This is a genomic window from Buttiauxella sp. AC142, assembly GCF_979253435.1.
Genome location: NZ_CEEDCH010000001.1, coordinates 1,672,340 through 1,686,761 on the forward strand (window position 1 = coordinate 1,672,340; position 14,422 = coordinate 1,686,761).

At 48.8% G+C, this 14,422-nt stretch carries 17 protein-coding genes and 1 other annotated feature; of the genes, 14 read left to right on the forward strand and 3 right to left on the reverse strand.

Annotation, left to right across the window (positions count from 1 at the left end):
* Nucleotides 1–19: 19 nt before the first annotated feature.
* The 3 genes from AC0IWZ_RS07650 to pfkB form a co-directional block, all read right to left on the reverse strand.
* On the reverse strand, nucleotides 20–880 hold the full coding sequence (locus tag AC0IWZ_RS07650) for a fructosamine kinase family protein (RefSeq protein WP_034494789.1): 861 nt from the start codon (nucleotides 878–880) through the stop codon (nucleotides 20–22).
* A gap of 103 nt (nucleotides 881–983) precedes the next feature.
* Entirely contained in the window at nucleotides 984–1,274 is a 291-nt protein-coding gene (ghoS, locus tag AC0IWZ_RS07655; RefSeq protein WP_034494791.1) for a type V toxin-antitoxin system endoribonuclease antitoxin GhoS, read from the reverse strand.
* A 100-nt stretch (nucleotides 1,275–1,374) separates the two neighbouring features.
* Nucleotides 1,375–2,304 carry a 6-phosphofructokinase II gene (gene pfkB / locus AC0IWZ_RS07660; RefSeq protein ID WP_471677698.1) on the reverse strand — a complete coding sequence of 310 codons (930 nt, stop codon included), beginning with the start codon at nucleotides 2,302–2,304 and terminating at the stop codon, nucleotides 1,375–1,377.
* Between the two features lie 289 nt (nucleotides 2,305–2,593).
* On the opposite strand from pfkB, the gene AC0IWZ_RS07665 reads away from it, so the two are divergent.
* From AC0IWZ_RS07665 to AC0IWZ_RS07730, 14 genes are all read left to right on the forward strand, one after another.
* Nucleotides 2,594–3,352 carry a DUF481 domain-containing protein gene (locus tag AC0IWZ_RS07665; protein ID WP_034494794.1) on the forward strand — a complete coding sequence of 253 codons (759 nt, stop codon included), beginning with the start codon at nucleotides 2,594–2,596 and terminating at the stop codon, nucleotides 3,350–3,352.
* A 271-nt stretch (nucleotides 3,353–3,623) separates the two neighbouring features.
* Nucleotides 3,624–3,854 (forward strand): hypothetical protein, encoded by a 231-nt coding sequence (locus AC0IWZ_RS07670; protein ID WP_471677697.1) that lies wholly within the window; start codon nucleotides 3,624–3,626, stop codon nucleotides 3,852–3,854.
* A gap of 469 nt (nucleotides 3,855–4,323) precedes the next feature.
* Nucleotides 4,324–6,252, forward strand: coding sequence for a threonine--tRNA ligase (thrS, locus tag AC0IWZ_RS07675; protein ID WP_034494799.1), 1,929 nt, complete (start codon nucleotides 4,324–4,326; stop codon nucleotides 6,250–6,252).
* A 4-nt stretch (nucleotides 6,253–6,256) separates the two neighbouring features.
* On the forward strand, nucleotides 6,257–6,799 hold the full coding sequence (gene infC / locus AC0IWZ_RS07680; protein WP_072011152.1) for a translation initiation factor IF-3: 543 nt from the start codon (nucleotides 6,257–6,259) through the stop codon (nucleotides 6,797–6,799).
* Between the two features lie 96 nt (nucleotides 6,800–6,895).
* Nucleotides 6,896–7,093 carry a 50S ribosomal protein L35 gene (rpmI, locus tag AC0IWZ_RS07685; protein ID WP_005968897.1) on the forward strand — a complete coding sequence of 66 codons (198 nt, stop codon included), beginning with the start codon at nucleotides 6,896–6,898 and terminating at the stop codon, nucleotides 7,091–7,093.
* Between the two features lie 45 nt (nucleotides 7,094–7,138).
* Nucleotides 7,139–7,495, forward strand: a complete 357-nt coding sequence (gene rplT / locus AC0IWZ_RS07690; protein ID WP_000124850.1) for a 50S ribosomal protein L20 — start codon at nucleotides 7,139–7,141, stop codon at nucleotides 7,493–7,495.
* A gap of 77 nt (nucleotides 7,496–7,572) precedes the next feature.
* Nucleotides 7,573–7,696: a sequence feature (Phe leader region), on the forward strand.
* Nucleotides 7,578–7,622, forward strand: coding sequence for a pheST operon leader peptide PheM (gene pheM, locus AC0IWZ_RS07695; RefSeq protein ID WP_001386830.1), 45 nt, complete (start codon nucleotides 7,578–7,580; stop codon nucleotides 7,620–7,622). (Overlaps the previous feature by 45 nt.)
* A gap of 55 nt (nucleotides 7,697–7,751) precedes the next feature.
* Nucleotides 7,752–8,735, forward strand: a complete 984-nt coding sequence (gene pheS, locus AC0IWZ_RS07700; RefSeq protein ID WP_034494802.1) for a phenylalanine--tRNA ligase subunit alpha — start codon at nucleotides 7,752–7,754, stop codon at nucleotides 8,733–8,735.
* 14 nt (nucleotides 8,736–8,749) lie between these two features.
* The gene (gene pheT / locus AC0IWZ_RS07705) at nucleotides 8,750–11,137 is read left to right on the forward strand and encodes a phenylalanine--tRNA ligase subunit beta (RefSeq protein ID WP_034494804.1); all 2,388 of its coding nucleotides are present in this window, start codon (nucleotides 8,750–8,752) and stop codon (nucleotides 11,135–11,137) included.
* A 4-nt stretch (nucleotides 11,138–11,141) separates the two neighbouring features.
* Nucleotides 11,142–11,441 carry an integration host factor subunit alpha gene (gene ihfA, locus AC0IWZ_RS07710; protein ID WP_001229265.1) on the forward strand — a complete coding sequence of 100 codons (300 nt, stop codon included), beginning with the start codon at nucleotides 11,142–11,144 and terminating at the stop codon, nucleotides 11,439–11,441.
* A gap of 118 nt (nucleotides 11,442–11,559) precedes the next feature.
* On the forward strand, nucleotides 11,560–12,540 hold the full coding sequence (gene btuC, locus AC0IWZ_RS07715) for a vitamin B12 ABC transporter permease BtuC (protein ID WP_471677696.1): 981 nt from the start codon (nucleotides 11,560–11,562) through the stop codon (nucleotides 12,538–12,540).
* A gap of 29 nt (nucleotides 12,541–12,569) precedes the next feature.
* A complete protein-coding gene (locus tag AC0IWZ_RS07720; RefSeq protein ID WP_034494808.1) occupies nucleotides 12,570–13,118 on the forward strand; it encodes a glutathione peroxidase in 549 nt (182 codons plus the stop codon).
* Nucleotides 13,118–13,864: a vitamin B12 ABC transporter ATP-binding protein BtuD gene (gene btuD, locus AC0IWZ_RS07725; RefSeq protein ID WP_232062467.1), complete on the forward strand. Its 747-nt coding sequence runs from the start codon at nucleotides 13,118–13,120 to the stop codon at nucleotides 13,862–13,864. Before AC0IWZ_RS07720 ends, btuD begins: the two co-directional genes overlap by 1 nt.
* Before the next feature lie 79 nt (nucleotides 13,865–13,943).
* Complete coding sequence (locus AC0IWZ_RS07730; RefSeq protein ID WP_034494811.1) at nucleotides 13,944–14,405, forward strand: NlpC/P60 family protein; 462 nt, start codon at nucleotides 13,944–13,946, stop codon at nucleotides 14,403–14,405.
* Nucleotides 14,406–14,422 lie beyond the last annotated feature (17 nt).

Sequence of the window (14,422 nt, forward strand, 5' to 3'; positions counted from 1 at the left end):
CGCGGGAGTGGCGAGTTTTTTACGCGGCCAGAACTCTATCAAGCGCTTTTTGCGCGACCACTAAATGCTGACCGCCGAACAAAATTGCACGATTGAGCAGGGTATAGAGTTGGTAAATCGGCTGGCGTAAGAGGAAATCGGAAGGAAGGGGACAAACTGACTGATAACCATCATAAATTTGTGGGGGTTGATCCGGGTGCAAAGGCAACATGGCTAAATCGCACTCTCTGTCACCCCAGTAGCAGGCCGGATCATAGATAAATGGCCCATCCGGTCCCATCGCGCAGTTCCCCGACCACAAATCACCGTGTAATAAAGAAGGCTGCGGCTGGTGGGAGGCAAGGGCTTGATGAACAAACTCGACAATTAAGTCGATATCACCAAACTGGATCCCTTTTTCTGCGGCGAGTTCAAGCTGCCAGCCGATACGTTGTTCGGCAAAGAATGTGGACCAGCGTCGTTGCCAGGCATTCGGCTGCGGCGTGGTAGAAAGATCGTTATCAAAATCTAGCCCAAACTGCGGTTGGTCACTCCATTCATGCAAACGTGCCAGCTGTTGCCCCAGCAAAAAGGCGTTATGCGCATCCAGCGGTTTAGCGGGCATGTATTCGAGCAGCAGGAAGCTGTAATCTCGATCGCTGCCGAGAGCCCAGACTTTGGGGACTCGCACCGTGTTACTGCGCGACAGTAACTCAAGCTGATCGGCTTCGGCGGTGAAAATGGGTAACATCTCGCGAGCGTCGCTTTTGACAAAGATCTCATGACCGGCATAGTGAATACGCCAGGCGGCATGAATTTCTCCGCCGGGTAATTCTGTACGATGTTCGATTTCAGCGGTGCCGAGTTGTTCACTTAACAGACGACTAATGGCTTGCCACATGATACTTCTCCCCAGGTTTTCTGGTAGATCATTAGCTTATCGCTGTTAACCGGGTCAAACTTCGAACTAACGCACATCCCCGGTCATGATATTTGAAACAAAGCTATTTACTTTCTTGTTGCCAGGCATCCCAGGTCGTGACAGAAACTTCTGGCTCCACGCCCAATGCCAGTTTGCCAAGACCTCGGGCTAACTCTTCCACTTCTTTCGGGCTTAAAGGGCTAATTAAACCGAAGGTGTTGATACCTAATTCGTGTACCTTGCCTTCGTCATCAGACAGTGTGAGCAAAAAACCGCCGCGCGTCAGATGGTTATTTAACTCATTAAGGTCGGTGAGGTTATGTTCCTGAAATTTTAATGTGATGACATAGCGTTCAATGTCTCCGTTACTCATGATTCACCTCGTTGTTATCCCGAAGGTTTTAGCATAGCCTTTCTGCGCAAAATGGCGACTTTTGACGAAACGACAAGCCGCCTGGCGAATACCCGACTCGTTAACTTCGCAAGTAATCGTAGATTTTTTGGGTGTTTTCCAGCGAGCACAAACGTGTTCCCTGGTTAAGCGTTGCGGCACTACCTGCGGCGACACCAAAACGAACCATATCTAATAGCGGCGCATTTTCAGCAAGTTTCAGGGTCATCGCTCCAACCATGCTATCACCCGCGCCAACGGTGCTTTGGCTTTTCACCGGCGGCGGAACGACCTGCACACATCCGCTGGCATCAACGCCCAGCGCACCTTGTGGGCCAAGTGAGACCACGACACATTTGGCTTTGCCGCTATCGACAATTTCTTGTGCTGCTTTGCGGACATCATCAGGTTGCGTGAGGTCGCGATTCACCAGCGCACTCAGCTCTTTTTGATTGGGTTTGACCAGTTCGATACCTCCTATTTCAAGCGTGGCTTTTAACGCCTCACCAGAGCTATCGACAATGCAGCGTATTCCGGATTTTTGCGCGGTTTTGACTAATGCGCAGAGTTCAGCGACATCTATCCCTGGCGGCAGGCTGCCGCTTATGACCAGAATGGAGCCGGATTCTATGGTCAGCACTTTTTCTTCAAGAAGGCGAAATTCGTGATCGCTCAGTGCGGCGCCTGGCATGACGAAACGGTATTGCTCACCTGTTGATTGCGCGTGAACATGCAGGTTTTGCCGCGTCCAGTTATGTGCGTCAACAGTATCAATAGCAACGTGTTCATCTAAAAGCAGCTTGCAAAGGTGTTCTCCGGTGGCACCTCCTGACGGGAAAATGGCGGTTGCCTGCCCGCCAAGATGAGCAATCGCCCGCGCAACGTTAATGCCACCACCGCCTGGTTCAAAAACGGGTGCGGTACAACGTAGTTTCCCTTCGGGATAAATTTGTGCGGTGAGTGTTGCGCTATCGAGAGAAGGGGCGAGAGTCAAAGTGTAAATGCGTGTCATATATCCTCCTTAATTTAGCATTGGGATAAAGCGTAGCACTGTTTCAGGATGTCGAATGTCGATTAACATCATGATTTATCAAATGATTTGTAAAAAGCAACCGATCTCTATGTTTATGAAAATAAACATGTTTTAAGAGCTCTCTTATTCAAAAAATGAAAGAAGAATTCATTGCTATGTTATTCGGGCTTTTTTATAATTTGTAACCTTTCTTGGCTCATAAATATTTGATCCACAGAAAAGATTCCGGAACCTTGATGGTTTCTTTTTATGTTGTACGGACGATTAAATGAATTTTGTTAAGACAGTACCGGCTGCTATTTTGCTGACCGGAAGTGCGCTATTGAGTCACTTTGCAATTGCAGATAATTCGGTTTTCACTGTCATGGATGACCCATCCACCGCCAAAAAACCTTTCGAAGGTAATCTGAACGCGGGTTACCTTGCGCAATCAGGTAACACAACAAGCTCCTCATTGACGGCGAACTCCAACCTGACCTGGTATAACACCTCTACCGCATGGTCTCTGTGGGGCAACGCAAACAATACCTCTGCTAACGATCAGCGCTCTTCTGAGACTTATGCACTGGGCGGTCGTAGCCGTTACAACATGACAGACAGCGATTACTTGTTTGGCCAGGGAAGCTGGTTGACGGACCGTTTCAACGGTTATCAAGCCAGGGATGTCCTCACCGCGGGTTACGGTCGTCAGTTCCTTAGCGGGCCGGTGCACAGTTTGCGTGTGGAATTCGGTCCTGGCGTTCGTTACGACGAATACGCAGATGGCGACCACAAGACTCAGGCGCTGGGTTATGCATCCGGTATCTATAACTGGCAATTGACCGACAATGCTAAATTTATCCAGGGCGTTTCTGTGCTGGGTAGTGAAGATACGACGGTCAACTCTGAAACGGCGCTCGAAGTTGCTATCAATGAGCACTTCGGTTTGCGGGTGGGTTATAACGTCACCTGGAACTCCAATCCGCCAGATTCTGCACCTGAGCACACCGACAGACGCACTGCAGTGACGCTTGGTTATAAGATGTAATTGGCAAAGCCGGGTCATGCCCGGCTTTATTGTTTTAAATTATCAATATGTGCTAATATTATTTTGGTCCGGAGTTTTATTTTAAATAAAAAACAAACCTAACTAATTTTCTCCATAATTTCTCCTTAATCATCTGTTTAGTCATATCTTCTATATATTTGACACGAATTGATAAATCATTAGCCTTGTCAAAAGTGTGATCTGGATCTACTCTTGTTTTGTAGCGAGATAATAACTTGCTGGCCCACAAATAAATAAGAGAATAAAGATTATGAAAAATATTAAATATGCCACTGTAGCTATTGCACTTTCGATGCTTTCATTTGGCGCTTTTGCTGCAGCACCAGTTACGACCACAACAACAGAAACCGCTCCTGCTGCCGTATGGCATGCAACCGATATTGAAGCTGGTTCCAATATTCAACCTGGCGCACAATCTACAGGGCAATCTATGGATGATGCTTTTAATGTCCATACTCTGGTTGCAGGTGAGTGGTCTTAACAAGTAAGTTTTATTATCCCTTTGTGCGGAATACATAATTGATTACTCCATTTTAATTCTGCATAAAATAAAAAGCCGAGCATGAAGCCCGGTTTTTTTATGTCTGGAACATCGCTTGTGCATCATGAAAATCATTTGATTTAAAACGTTAGAAAAACTTATTAATGGTAAGCCACATGTTTTCGTTGAATTAATAAGCATCCTTAGCAACGGCCCCTAAAATGAAGATAAAACAGGTGGTTATTCTTATTGTCAGACGAGACCTTCCGGTCGCGAAGCGCGACATTCCCTCTTGAAAGTGATAATATTCCCAACCGTCGCGAAGCTGTGAACCGCACGCTCGCGCATAAATTGTGCAGTCGGCCTTGCAATTGTAGGCGAGATGGCTGAACAACTAATTGAAACTAAAGCAAAATAAACGTTGCATGTGATCTTACGTGTGGGTCACCACTGCGAATAAGGACTTATAATGCCTGTTATTACTCTTCCTGATGGCAGCCAACGCCATTACGATCATGCTGTTAGCCCGCTGGATGTTGCTCTGGATATTGGTCCAGGCCTTGCAAAAGCGTGTATCGCTGGCCGTGTTGATGGTGAATTGGTTGATGCATCTGATGTTATTGAGCACGATGCCAAACTTGCGATTATCACTGTAAAAGATGAAGCTGGCCTGGAGATTCTCCGCCACTCATGCGCCCACTTATTGGGTCATGCTATCAAGCAGTTGTGGCCGCACACCAAAATGGCGATTGGCCCGGTGATTGACAACGGTTTTTACTATGACGTTGATATCGACCACACGCTGACGCAGGAAGATCTTGAGCTGCTCGAAAAGCGTATGCATGAGCTGGCTGAGAAAGATTACGATGTCATTAAGAAGAAAGTGAGCTGGCATGAAGCTCGTGAAACTTTCGTGAACCGTGGTGAGAGCTACAAAGTCGCGATCCTTGATGAAAACATCAGCCATGATGATAAGCCTGGTCTCTATCATCATGAAGAATATGTTGATATGTGCCGTGGCCCGCATGTACCGAATATGCGTTTCTGTCATCATTTCAAATTGCAGAAAACGTCCGGTGCTTACTGGCGTGGCGATAGCAACAACAAGATGCTGCAACGTATCTACGGCACTGCATGGGCTGATAAAAAACAACTGAATGCCTATCTGCAACGTCTGGAAGAAGCGTCCAAGCGTGACCATCGCAAAATTGGTAAGCAACTCGACCTGTATCATATGCAGGAAGAAGCGCCTGGTATGGTGTTCTGGCACAACGATGGCTGGACTATCTTCCGTGAGTTAGAAGTGTTTGTTCGCTCCAAACTCAAAGAGTACCAGTACCAGGAAGTGAAAGGCCCTTTCATGATGGACCGTGTGCTGTGGGAAAAAACCGGCCACTGGGACAACTATAAAGATGCGATGTTTACGACTTCTTCCGAGAACCGTGAATACTGCATCAAGCCAATGAACTGCCCTGGTCATGTTCAGATCTTTAATCAAGGCCTGAAATCCTACCGCGACTTGCCATTACGTATGGCTGAGTTTGGTAGCTGCCACCGTAACGAACCGTCAGGTGCGTTGCATGGTCTGATGCGCGTTCGCGGTTTTACTCAAGACGATGCGCACATTTTCTGTACTGAAAGCCAGGTTCGTGATGAAGTAAACAGCTGTATCCGCATGGTTTATGACATGTACAGCACCTTCGGTTTTGAAAAAATCGTTGTGAAACTGTCTACTCGTCCTGAAAAACGCATCGGTACTGACGAAATGTGGGACCGTGCAGAAGCAGATTTGGCTGTTGCACTGCAAGAAAATAACATTCCGTTTGATTATCAACCGGGTGAGGGTGCATTCTATGGCCCTAAAATTGAATTTACCCTGTACGACTGCCTGGACCGTGCATGGCAGTGCGGTACTGTACAGCTAGACTTCTCATTACCATCACGTTTGAACGCTTCGTTTATTGGTGAAAATAACGAACGCCTGGTTCCGGTAATGATTCACCGTGCAATTCTCGGGTCAATGGAACGTTTTATTGGTATCCTGACTGAAGAGTTCGCGGGTTTCTTCCCAACTTGGCTTGCGCCAGTACAAGCAGTGGTCATGAATATCACTGATGGACAGTCTGATTACGTTAACGAATTGACCCGTAAACTGCAAAATGCAGGCATTCGTGTAAAAGCAGACTTGAGAAATGAGAAGATTGGCTTTAAAATCCGTGAACACACGTTGCGTCGTGTCCCATACATGTTAGTTTGTGGCGATAAAGAGGTCGAAGCAGGCAAAGTAGCCGTTCGTACTCGTCGTGGCAAAGATTTGGGCAGCATGGACGTAAACGAATTGATTGAAAAGCTGCAAAATGAAATTCGCAGTCGCAATCTTAACCAACTAGAGGAATAGAGTTATTAAAGGCGGAAAAAGAGTTCAACCGGCGCGTCCTAATCGCATAAACAAAGAAATTCGTGCCACAGAAGTTCGTCTGACAGGCTTAGAAGGCGAACCTATTGGTATTGTCAGTCTGAATGAAGCTTTGGAAAAAGCCGAAGAGGCAGGAGTTGATTTAGTCGAAATCAGTCCTAATGCTGAACCGCCTGTTTGCCGCATTATGGACTACGGCAAGTTTCTCTATGAAAAAAGCAAATCTTCTAAGGAACAGAAGAAGAAGCAAAAAGTTATTCAGGTCAAGGAAATCAAATTCCGACCTGGTACCGATGATGGCGACTATCAGGTAAAACTCCGCAGCCTGGTTCGCTTTCTGGAAGAGGGTGATAAAGCTAAAATCACACTGCGTTTCCGCGGTCGTGAAATGGCTCACCAACAGATTGGTATGGAAGTGCTTAACCGCGTCCGTGACGATCTGAGTGAACTGGCAGTCGTCGAATCCTTCCCATCGAAGATCGAAGGCCGCCAGATGATCATGGTGCTCGCTCCGAAGAAGAAACAGTAAGGCCATCAAGTAACAGTTCTCGCGAGGTTTCGGTCTCGTGAGATTTGTTCGCCTTCTGGTTCGTTTTATTAACAATGCGAAGTGGAAAGTTATTAAATGCCAAAGATTAAAACTGTACGCGGCGCCGCTAAGCGCTTCAAAAAGACCGCCGGTGGTGGTTTTAAGCGTAAGCACGCTAACCTGCGTCATATTCTGACTAAAAAGTCTACTAAGCGTAAACGTCACCTGCGTCCGAAAGGTATGGTCTCCAAAGGGGATCTGGGCCTGGTCATCGCTTGCCTGCCGTACGCATAAGTAGCACTTTTTAATTAATTCAGAATATAGAACAGGAGAGCTAATATGGCTCGCGTAAAACGTGGTGTTATCGCACGTGCTCGTCACAAAAAAATCCTTAAACAAGCCAAAGGCTACTACGGTGCGCGTTCACGCGTTTACCGCGTTGCTTTCCAGGCTGTTATCAAAGCTGGCCAATACGCTTACCGTGACCGTCGTCAACGTAAACGTCAATTCCGTCAGCTGTGGATTGCACGTATCAACGCTGCAGCTCGTCAGAACGGGATCTCTTACAGCAAATTCATCAACGGCTTGAAAAAAGCTTCTGTTGAAATCGACCGTAAGATCCTGGCTGACATCGCCGTATTCGACAAAGTGGCATTTACTGCACTGGTTGAGAAAGCGAAAGCAGCTCTGGCGTAAGCCGGTTATTAGAGGGAGCTTGTCTCCCTCTTTTAATTTCTAATGGTAATTTTTAACACTGATCAATAAGGTAACTGCAAGCATGAATGCTGCTATTTTCCGTTTCTTTTTTTACTTTAGCACCTGAATCAGGGGGCTTTGCGCGTAAGAAAAGAAACGAAAAATAGCGCCGAAAGCCTCCACTATGGAGGCTTTTTTTTTGCTTCTGTATACGGATCAACTACCCCGGCAATTGTGCCGGCATAAGAGGAATACCATGCCACATCTCGCAGAGCTGGTTGCCAATGCAACGGCCGCCATAAACGAGGCCCATGATGTTGCCGCGTTGGACAACGTACGCGTCGAGTATTTAGGGAAGAAAGGGCATCTGACCCTCCAGATGACAACCCTGCGTGAATTGCCACCAGAAGAGCGTCCAGCCGCTGGTGCGGTAATCAATGAAGCGAAAGAGAAAGTGCAGGAAGCATTGAATGCACGCAAACACGCTCTCGAAAGTGCCGCGCTGAATGCGCGTCTGGCAGAAGAGACCATTGATATTTCCCTGCCTGGCCGTCGCATTGAAAATGGCGGCTTGCATCCGGTGACTCGCACCATTGACCGTATTGAAAGCTTCTTTGGTGAACTTGGTTTTACTGTGGCAACTGGCCCGGAAATCGAAGACGATTATCATAACTTTGATGCGCTGAATATCCCAGGGCACCACCCAGCTCGCGCTGACCACGATACTTTCTGGTTCGATGCAACTCGTCTGCTGCGCACCCAAACGTCTGGCGTACAGATTCGTACCATGAAAGACAAGCAGCCGCCGATTCGTATTATCGCGCCTGGCCGCGTTTATCGTAACGATTACGATCAGACTCACACCCCGATGTTCCACCAGATGGAAGGTTTAATTGTTGATACCAACATCAACTTCACCAACCTGAAAGGAACCATCCACGACTTCCTGAACAACTTCTTCGAAGCGGATCTGCAGATTCGTTTCCGTCCATCCTATTTCCCGTTCACTGAACCGTCCGCAGAAGTTGATGTGATGGGTAAAAACGGCAAGTGGCTGGAAGTATTAGGTTGTGGCATGGTGCACCCGAACGTTCTGCGTAACGTCGGTATTGACCCAGAAGTTTATTCAGGCTTTGCGTTCGGCATGGGCATGGAGCGTCTGACCATGTTGCGCTACGGCGTGACCGATCTGCGTGCATTCTTCGAAAATGATTTACGTTTCCTCAAACAGTTCAAATAAGGGCGGGATATCCAATGAAATTCAGTGAACTCTGGTTACGCGAATGGGTAAACCCAGCCAACAGCAGTGAAGAGCTTTCAAACCAAATCACTATGGCTGGCCTGGAAGTTGATGGCGTTGACGCCGTTGCCGGTGCATTCAATGGCGTGGTGGTGGGTGAAGTGGTTGAGTGCGGTCAACATCCAAACGCGGACAAACTGCGTGTAACGAAAGTGAATGTCGGTGGCGAGCGCCTGTTAGACATCGTTTGTGGTGCGCCAAATTGCCGTCAGGGCCTGAAAGTTGCGGTGGCAACCGTTGGTGCTGTTCTGCCAGGTGATTTCAAAATCAAAGCCGCCAAACTGCGTGGCGAGCCATCTGAAGGGATGCTGTGCTCGTTCTCCGAGCTGGGTATTTCCGACGATCATAACGGTATTATTGAGTTGCCGCTGGATGCGTCAATTGGCACTGATATCCGCGAATACCTGAAGCTCGATGACAATACTATCGAAATCAGCGTTACGCCAAACCGTGCCGATTGCCTTGGCATCATCGGTGTTGCGCGTGATGTAGCGGTTGTGAACCAACTGCCGCTGCACGAACCAGAAATGCCCGCAGTAGCGGCGACCATTACCGACACGTTGCCCATTCGTGTGGATGCGCCTGAAGCGTGCCCGCGTTACCTTGGCCGTGTGGTTAAAGGCATCAACGTTAAAGCGCCAACTCCACTGTGGATGAAAGAGAAACTGCGCCGTTGTGGTATTCGTTCTATCGATGCAGTCGTTGACGTGACCAACTATGTGCTTCTCGAACTTGGCCAACCGATGCACGCATTCGATCTGAGTCGCATCGAAGGTGGCATTGTTGTGCGTATGGCAGAAGAGGGCGAAGCGCTGACTCTGCTTGATGGTAACGAAGTGAAGCTGAAAGCTGACACGCTGGTTATTGCTGACCACAATAAAGCGCTGGCAATGGGCGGTATTTTTGGTGGTGAACATTCTGGCGTGAATGATGAAACCCAGGACGTGCTGCTGGAGTGCGCATTCTTCAGCCCGCTGTCTATTACAGGCCGCGCTCGTCGCCATGGTCTGCATACCGATGCTTCCCATCGTTATGAGCGTGGTGTGGATTCAGCTCTGCAATATAAAGCGATGGAACGTGCAACTCGCCTGTTGACTGATATCTGCGGTGGCGAAGTGGGTCCAGTTATTGACGTGACTAATGAAGCACATCTGCCAAAAGCTGCCACAATTACTCTGCGTCGCAGCAAACTGGATCGCCTGATTGGTCATCACATTGAAGATGCACAGGTTAGCGACATCCTGCGCCGCTTAGGCTGTGAAGTAACTGAAGGCGACAACCAGTGGACGGCAGTGGCACCAAGCTGGCGCTTTGATATGCAGATTGAAGAAGATCTGGTTGAAGAAGTGGCTCGCGTTTATGGTTATAACAGCATCCCGAATGAGCCTGTTCAAGCAGGTCTGATTATGGGCAGCCATCGCGAAGCAGACTTATCGCTCAAGCGTGTGAAAACCATGCTGGTCGATAAAGGCTACCAGGAAGTTATCACCTACAGCTTTGTTGATCCTAAAGTTCAGCAATTGCTGCACCCAGGTGAAGAAAATCTGATTCTGCCGAGCCCAATTTCCAGCGAAATGTCAGCGATGCGTTTATCTTTGCTGCCAGGCCTGCTTAATACCGTGGTTTATAACCAAAACCGCCAGCAGGCACGCGTACGTATCTTTGAATCAGGTTTACGCTTTGTTCCTGATACTCAGGCAGACCTGGGTATCCGTCAGGATCTTATGCTGGCTGGTGCCATCTGTGGTAATCGCTACGAAGAGCATTGGGATCTGGCGCGTAATACCGTCGACTTCTATGATTTGAAGGGCGATCTGGAAGCAGTATTAGATCTTACTGGTAAACTTTCTGACATCGAATTCAAAGCTGCAAGCAACCCAGCTTTGCATCCAGGCCAAAGCGCTGCCATTTATTTAGGCGGGGAATACGTTGGTTTCATTGGTGTTGTGCATCCAGAGCTCGAGCGCAAGCTGTCACTCAATGGCCGCACGCTGGTGTTCGAAGTGCTGTGGAGCAAGCTTGCAGACCGCGCTGTGCCTGAGTCGGCTGAGATTTCTCGCTATCCTGCGAACCGCCGTGACATTGCTGTTGTAGTCGCTGAAAACGTTCCCGCAGCAGATATTTTGGCCGAGTGTAAGAAAGTTGGCGCAAATCAGGTAGTTGGCGTAAACTTATTTGATGTGTACCGTGGCAAAGGCGTAGCCGAAGGCTATAAGAGCCTTGCCATAAGCCTTATCCTGCAGGATACGGGCCGTACACTCGAAGAAGAGGAGATGGCCGCTACCGTTGCAAAATGCGTAGAGGCATTAAAAGAGCGATTCCAGGCATCATTGAGGGATTGAACGTATGGCGCTTACAAAAGCTGAAATGTCAGAATATCTGTTTGATAAGCTAGGGCTTAGCAAACGTGATGCTAAAGAGTTGGTAGAGCTGTTTTTCGAAGAGATCCGTCGCGCTCTGGAGAACGGCGAGCAGGTTAAGCTATCAGGCTTTGGTAATTTTGACTTACGCGATAAAAACCAACGTCCCGGGCGTAACCCGAAGACTGGTGAAGATATTCCTATCACGGCTCGCCGTGTTGTGACTTTCCGACCTGGTCAGAAGTTGAAAAGTAGGGTTGAAAACGCGTCGCCAAAAGACGAGTAACCTGAATTAACCAAAAAGGCCGCCTGAAGCGGCCTTTTTCTTTTCTTCTTGTCCTGCGCGGAAAATCCCCCGTAAAATCAAGTTTATGAATTGTTACTAATTGGATCTTATTATCCAGATGCACACTTTTGTTGCGCGACAGCGCTTTCTCGAACACCGCTGGTTGCTAGCATTGTTCGCCACAATGCTAGGCATGGTGGTGTTGAGCCTGAGCGCAGGGGATCAATGGTTTGCCCCACAACACTGGATGCGTGAGGATGCGCAGTTGTTTATCTGGCAAATTCGACTGCCTCGTACAGTAGCGGTGTTACTGGTTGGAGCGGCACTGGCGATTTCTGGCACTATCATGCAGGCACTTTTTGAAAACCCACTGGCAGAACCCGGTCTATTAGGGGTTTCCAATGGCGCGGGTGTGGCCTTAGTGGCGGCTGTTTTACTTGGGCAGGGCATGCTGCCGGGTTGGGTTTTGGGTATCTGTGCCATTGCTGGTGCGCTTATCATCACATTTATCCTGCTGCGTTTTTCACGACGTCATCTTTCGAATAGCCGCTTGCTGCTCGCCGGTGTGGCGCTGGGCATCATCTGTAGCGCACTGATGACCTGGGCAATTTATTTCAGCAGCAGCCTCGACCTGCGCCAGTTAATGTACTGGATGATGGGCGGGTTTGGTGGCGTGGACTGGCGGCAATGGTGGCTCATGGTCACGTTATTGCCCGTGATGCTGTGGTTATGCCGCAACTACGCCCCATTGAATCTCATGGCGCTTGGCGAAATATCCGCACGTCAGCTCGGTTTGCCCGTCTGGGTATGGCGCAACATTCTGGTGATAGCGACAGGCTGGCTGGTGGGCGTGAGCGTTGCGCTTGCTGGCGCAATTGGTTTTATCGGCCTGGTTATCCCTCATATGTTACGTCTGAAAGGCTTAACCGATCATCGTATTTTACTGCCCGCGAGCGCGTTGGCAGGTGCCACAGTGTTATTGGGGGCCGATGTGATTGCTCGCCTGGCTCTGGCTTCCGCAGAATTACCAATAGGCGTCGTGACAGCAACGTTAGGCGCACCTGTATTTATCTGGCTATTATTAAAAGCTGGGAAATAATCAAACGCTATTCAATTCAGGGGTAAACAATGCAAGACATTCTGAACACTCAAGTTACTACCATTGATGGTGAAGCCACAACGCTCGAAAAGTGGAAAGGTAAAGTGCTGCTGATGGTGAACGTTGCCTCTAAATGCGGCCTGACAGTGCAATACGAGCAACTAGAAAACCTGCAGAAAGAATATGAGCAGCAAGGCTTCTCAGTGCTCGGTTTTCCGTGCAACCAATTCCTGGGGCAAGAGCCGGGTAGTGAAGAAGAGATCAAAACTTTCTGCAGCACCACTTACGGCGTGACTTTCCCGATGTTCAGCAAGCTGGACGTGAACGGTGAAAATCGTCACCCGCTATATGAAAAACTGGTCGCCGCTGCACCGAATGCCGTCGCGCCCGAAGGCAGCGGCTTTCTGGAGCGCATGAGCAGCAAAGGCCGCGCTCCAGCTCATCCTGGCGATATTCTGTGGAACTTCGAAAAATTCCTGATTGGTCGTGATGGTCAGGTCATTCAACGCTTTTCACCAGACATGACGCCTGACGACGCAATCATTGTTGATGCAATTAAGTCGGCACTGGCAAAATAATGCCGTTGTTGCAACTCAATGATGTCGCCGTGGCGGAACGGCTTGGGCCGATTTCCGCTACGGTGCACGCTGGTGAACTGATACACCTTGTCGGGCCAAATGGGGCCGGGAAAAGCACCTTGTTAACACGGGCTGCGGGTTTAAGCTCCGGTGGCGGGCAAATCACTTTTGTTGAACGTGAACTGAATGACTGGCAACCGACGCAGCTGGCACGTCATCGGGCTTATTTATCTCAACAACAGATGCCGCCATTTTCCATGCCCGTCTGGCACTATTTACAGCTTCATCAAACGATTGGCCCTACAGACACCATTATGCTAGACCTTGTGGAAACGCTCGGTCTGACCGACAAACTCACCCGCAGCGTGAATCAGCTTTCGGGTGGGGAATGGCAACGCGTTCGTCTGGCCGCTGTCGTTCTGCAAATTCATCCTGAAATCAATCCGCAAGGGCGTTTACTCTTGTTGGATGAGCCAATGAATAGCCTCGATGTCGCGCAACAGACTGCGCTGGACAGGATCCTGGTGGCATTGTGTGAAGCGGGTATTGCGGTGGTGATGAGCAGCCATGATTTAAACCATAGTTTGCGCCATGCGCACACCGTCTGGTTATTGCGGGCAGGTAAAATGATTGCACAAGGAAATCGGGATGAAGTGCTGTCGCCGCAACATTTAGCGACAGCTTATAACATGCACTTCCGCCGATTACAGATTGAAGGGCACAGTATGCTAATAGCCCCGCTTTAGATGATGTTAAAAACTTGCACCAAATCATAGGTAAGCGCTAAATTACTGGAAATTATAAACGGGTGAGGATTAGCCTGAAATGCGTGTATGGATTCTTCTTGTAGCATGTCTGGTACTCGCAGGGTGTAGCCATCATGCGCCACCGCCAAATTCTCGTTTGTCGGACTCGATAACGGTCATCGCTAAACTCAACGATCAGCTCAGTGGCTGGCATGGCACGCCTTACCGTTATGGGGGAATGAGCCGCCGTGGCGTTGATTGTTCAGGCTTTGTCTCTCTTACTTTCCGCGACAGGTTCGAGTTACAACTCCCGCGTGAAACAAAACAGCAGGCGAAGATCGGCACGCAAATAGACAAAGACGATTTGCTGCCGGGTGACCTGGTATTCTTTAAAACCGGTTCTGGTGAAAGCGGTTTGCACGTCGGTATTTACGATACGGATAACCAGTTTATTCATGCCTCGACCAGCCGTGGCGTGATGCGTTCGTCGCTTGATAACGTCTACTGGAGCAAAAAATTCTGGCAGGCTCGCCGCATCTAGTTTTACGCGTCAGGGCC

Coding starts and splice junctions, on each gene's coding strand:
- AC0IWZ_RS07650 (WP_034494789.1), bottom strand. CDS start 880: ATGTGGCAAGCCATTAGTCGTCTGTTAAGTGAACAACTCGGCACCGCT.
- ghoS (WP_034494791.1), bottom strand. CDS start 1,274: ATGAGTAACGGAGACATTGAACGCTATGTCATCACATTAAAATTTCAG.
- pfkB (WP_471677698.1), bottom strand. CDS start 2,304: ATGACACGCATTTACACTTTGACTCTCGCCCCTTCTCTCGATAGCGCA.
- AC0IWZ_RS07665 (WP_034494794.1), top strand. CDS start 2,594: ATGAATTTTGTTAAGACAGTACCGGCTGCTATTTTGCTGACCGGAAGT.
- AC0IWZ_RS07670 (WP_471677697.1), top strand. CDS start 3,624: ATGAAAAATATTAAATATGCCACTGTAGCTATTGCACTTTCGATGCTT.
- thrS (WP_034494799.1), top strand. CDS start 4,324: ATGCCTGTTATTACTCTTCCTGATGGCAGCCAACGCCATTACGATCAT.
- rpmI (WP_005968897.1), top strand. CDS start 6,896: ATGCCAAAGATTAAAACTGTACGCGGCGCCGCTAAGCGCTTCAAAAAG.
- rplT (WP_000124850.1), top strand. CDS start 7,139: ATGGCTCGCGTAAAACGTGGTGTTATCGCACGTGCTCGTCACAAAAAA.
- pheS (WP_034494802.1), top strand. CDS start 7,752: ATGCCACATCTCGCAGAGCTGGTTGCCAATGCAACGGCCGCCATAAAC.
- pheT (WP_034494804.1), top strand. CDS start 8,750: ATGAAATTCAGTGAACTCTGGTTACGCGAATGGGTAAACCCAGCCAAC.
- ihfA (WP_001229265.1), top strand. CDS start 11,142: ATGGCGCTTACAAAAGCTGAAATGTCAGAATATCTGTTTGATAAGCTA.
- btuC (WP_471677696.1), top strand. CDS start 11,560: ATGCACACTTTTGTTGCGCGACAGCGCTTTCTCGAACACCGCTGGTTG.
- AC0IWZ_RS07720 (WP_034494808.1), top strand. CDS start 12,570: ATGCAAGACATTCTGAACACTCAAGTTACTACCATTGATGGTGAAGCC.
- btuD (WP_232062467.1), top strand. CDS start 13,118: ATGCCGTTGTTGCAACTCAATGATGTCGCCGTGGCGGAACGGCTTGGG.
- AC0IWZ_RS07730 (WP_034494811.1), top strand. CDS start 13,944: ATGCGTGTATGGATTCTTCTTGTAGCATGTCTGGTACTCGCAGGGTGT.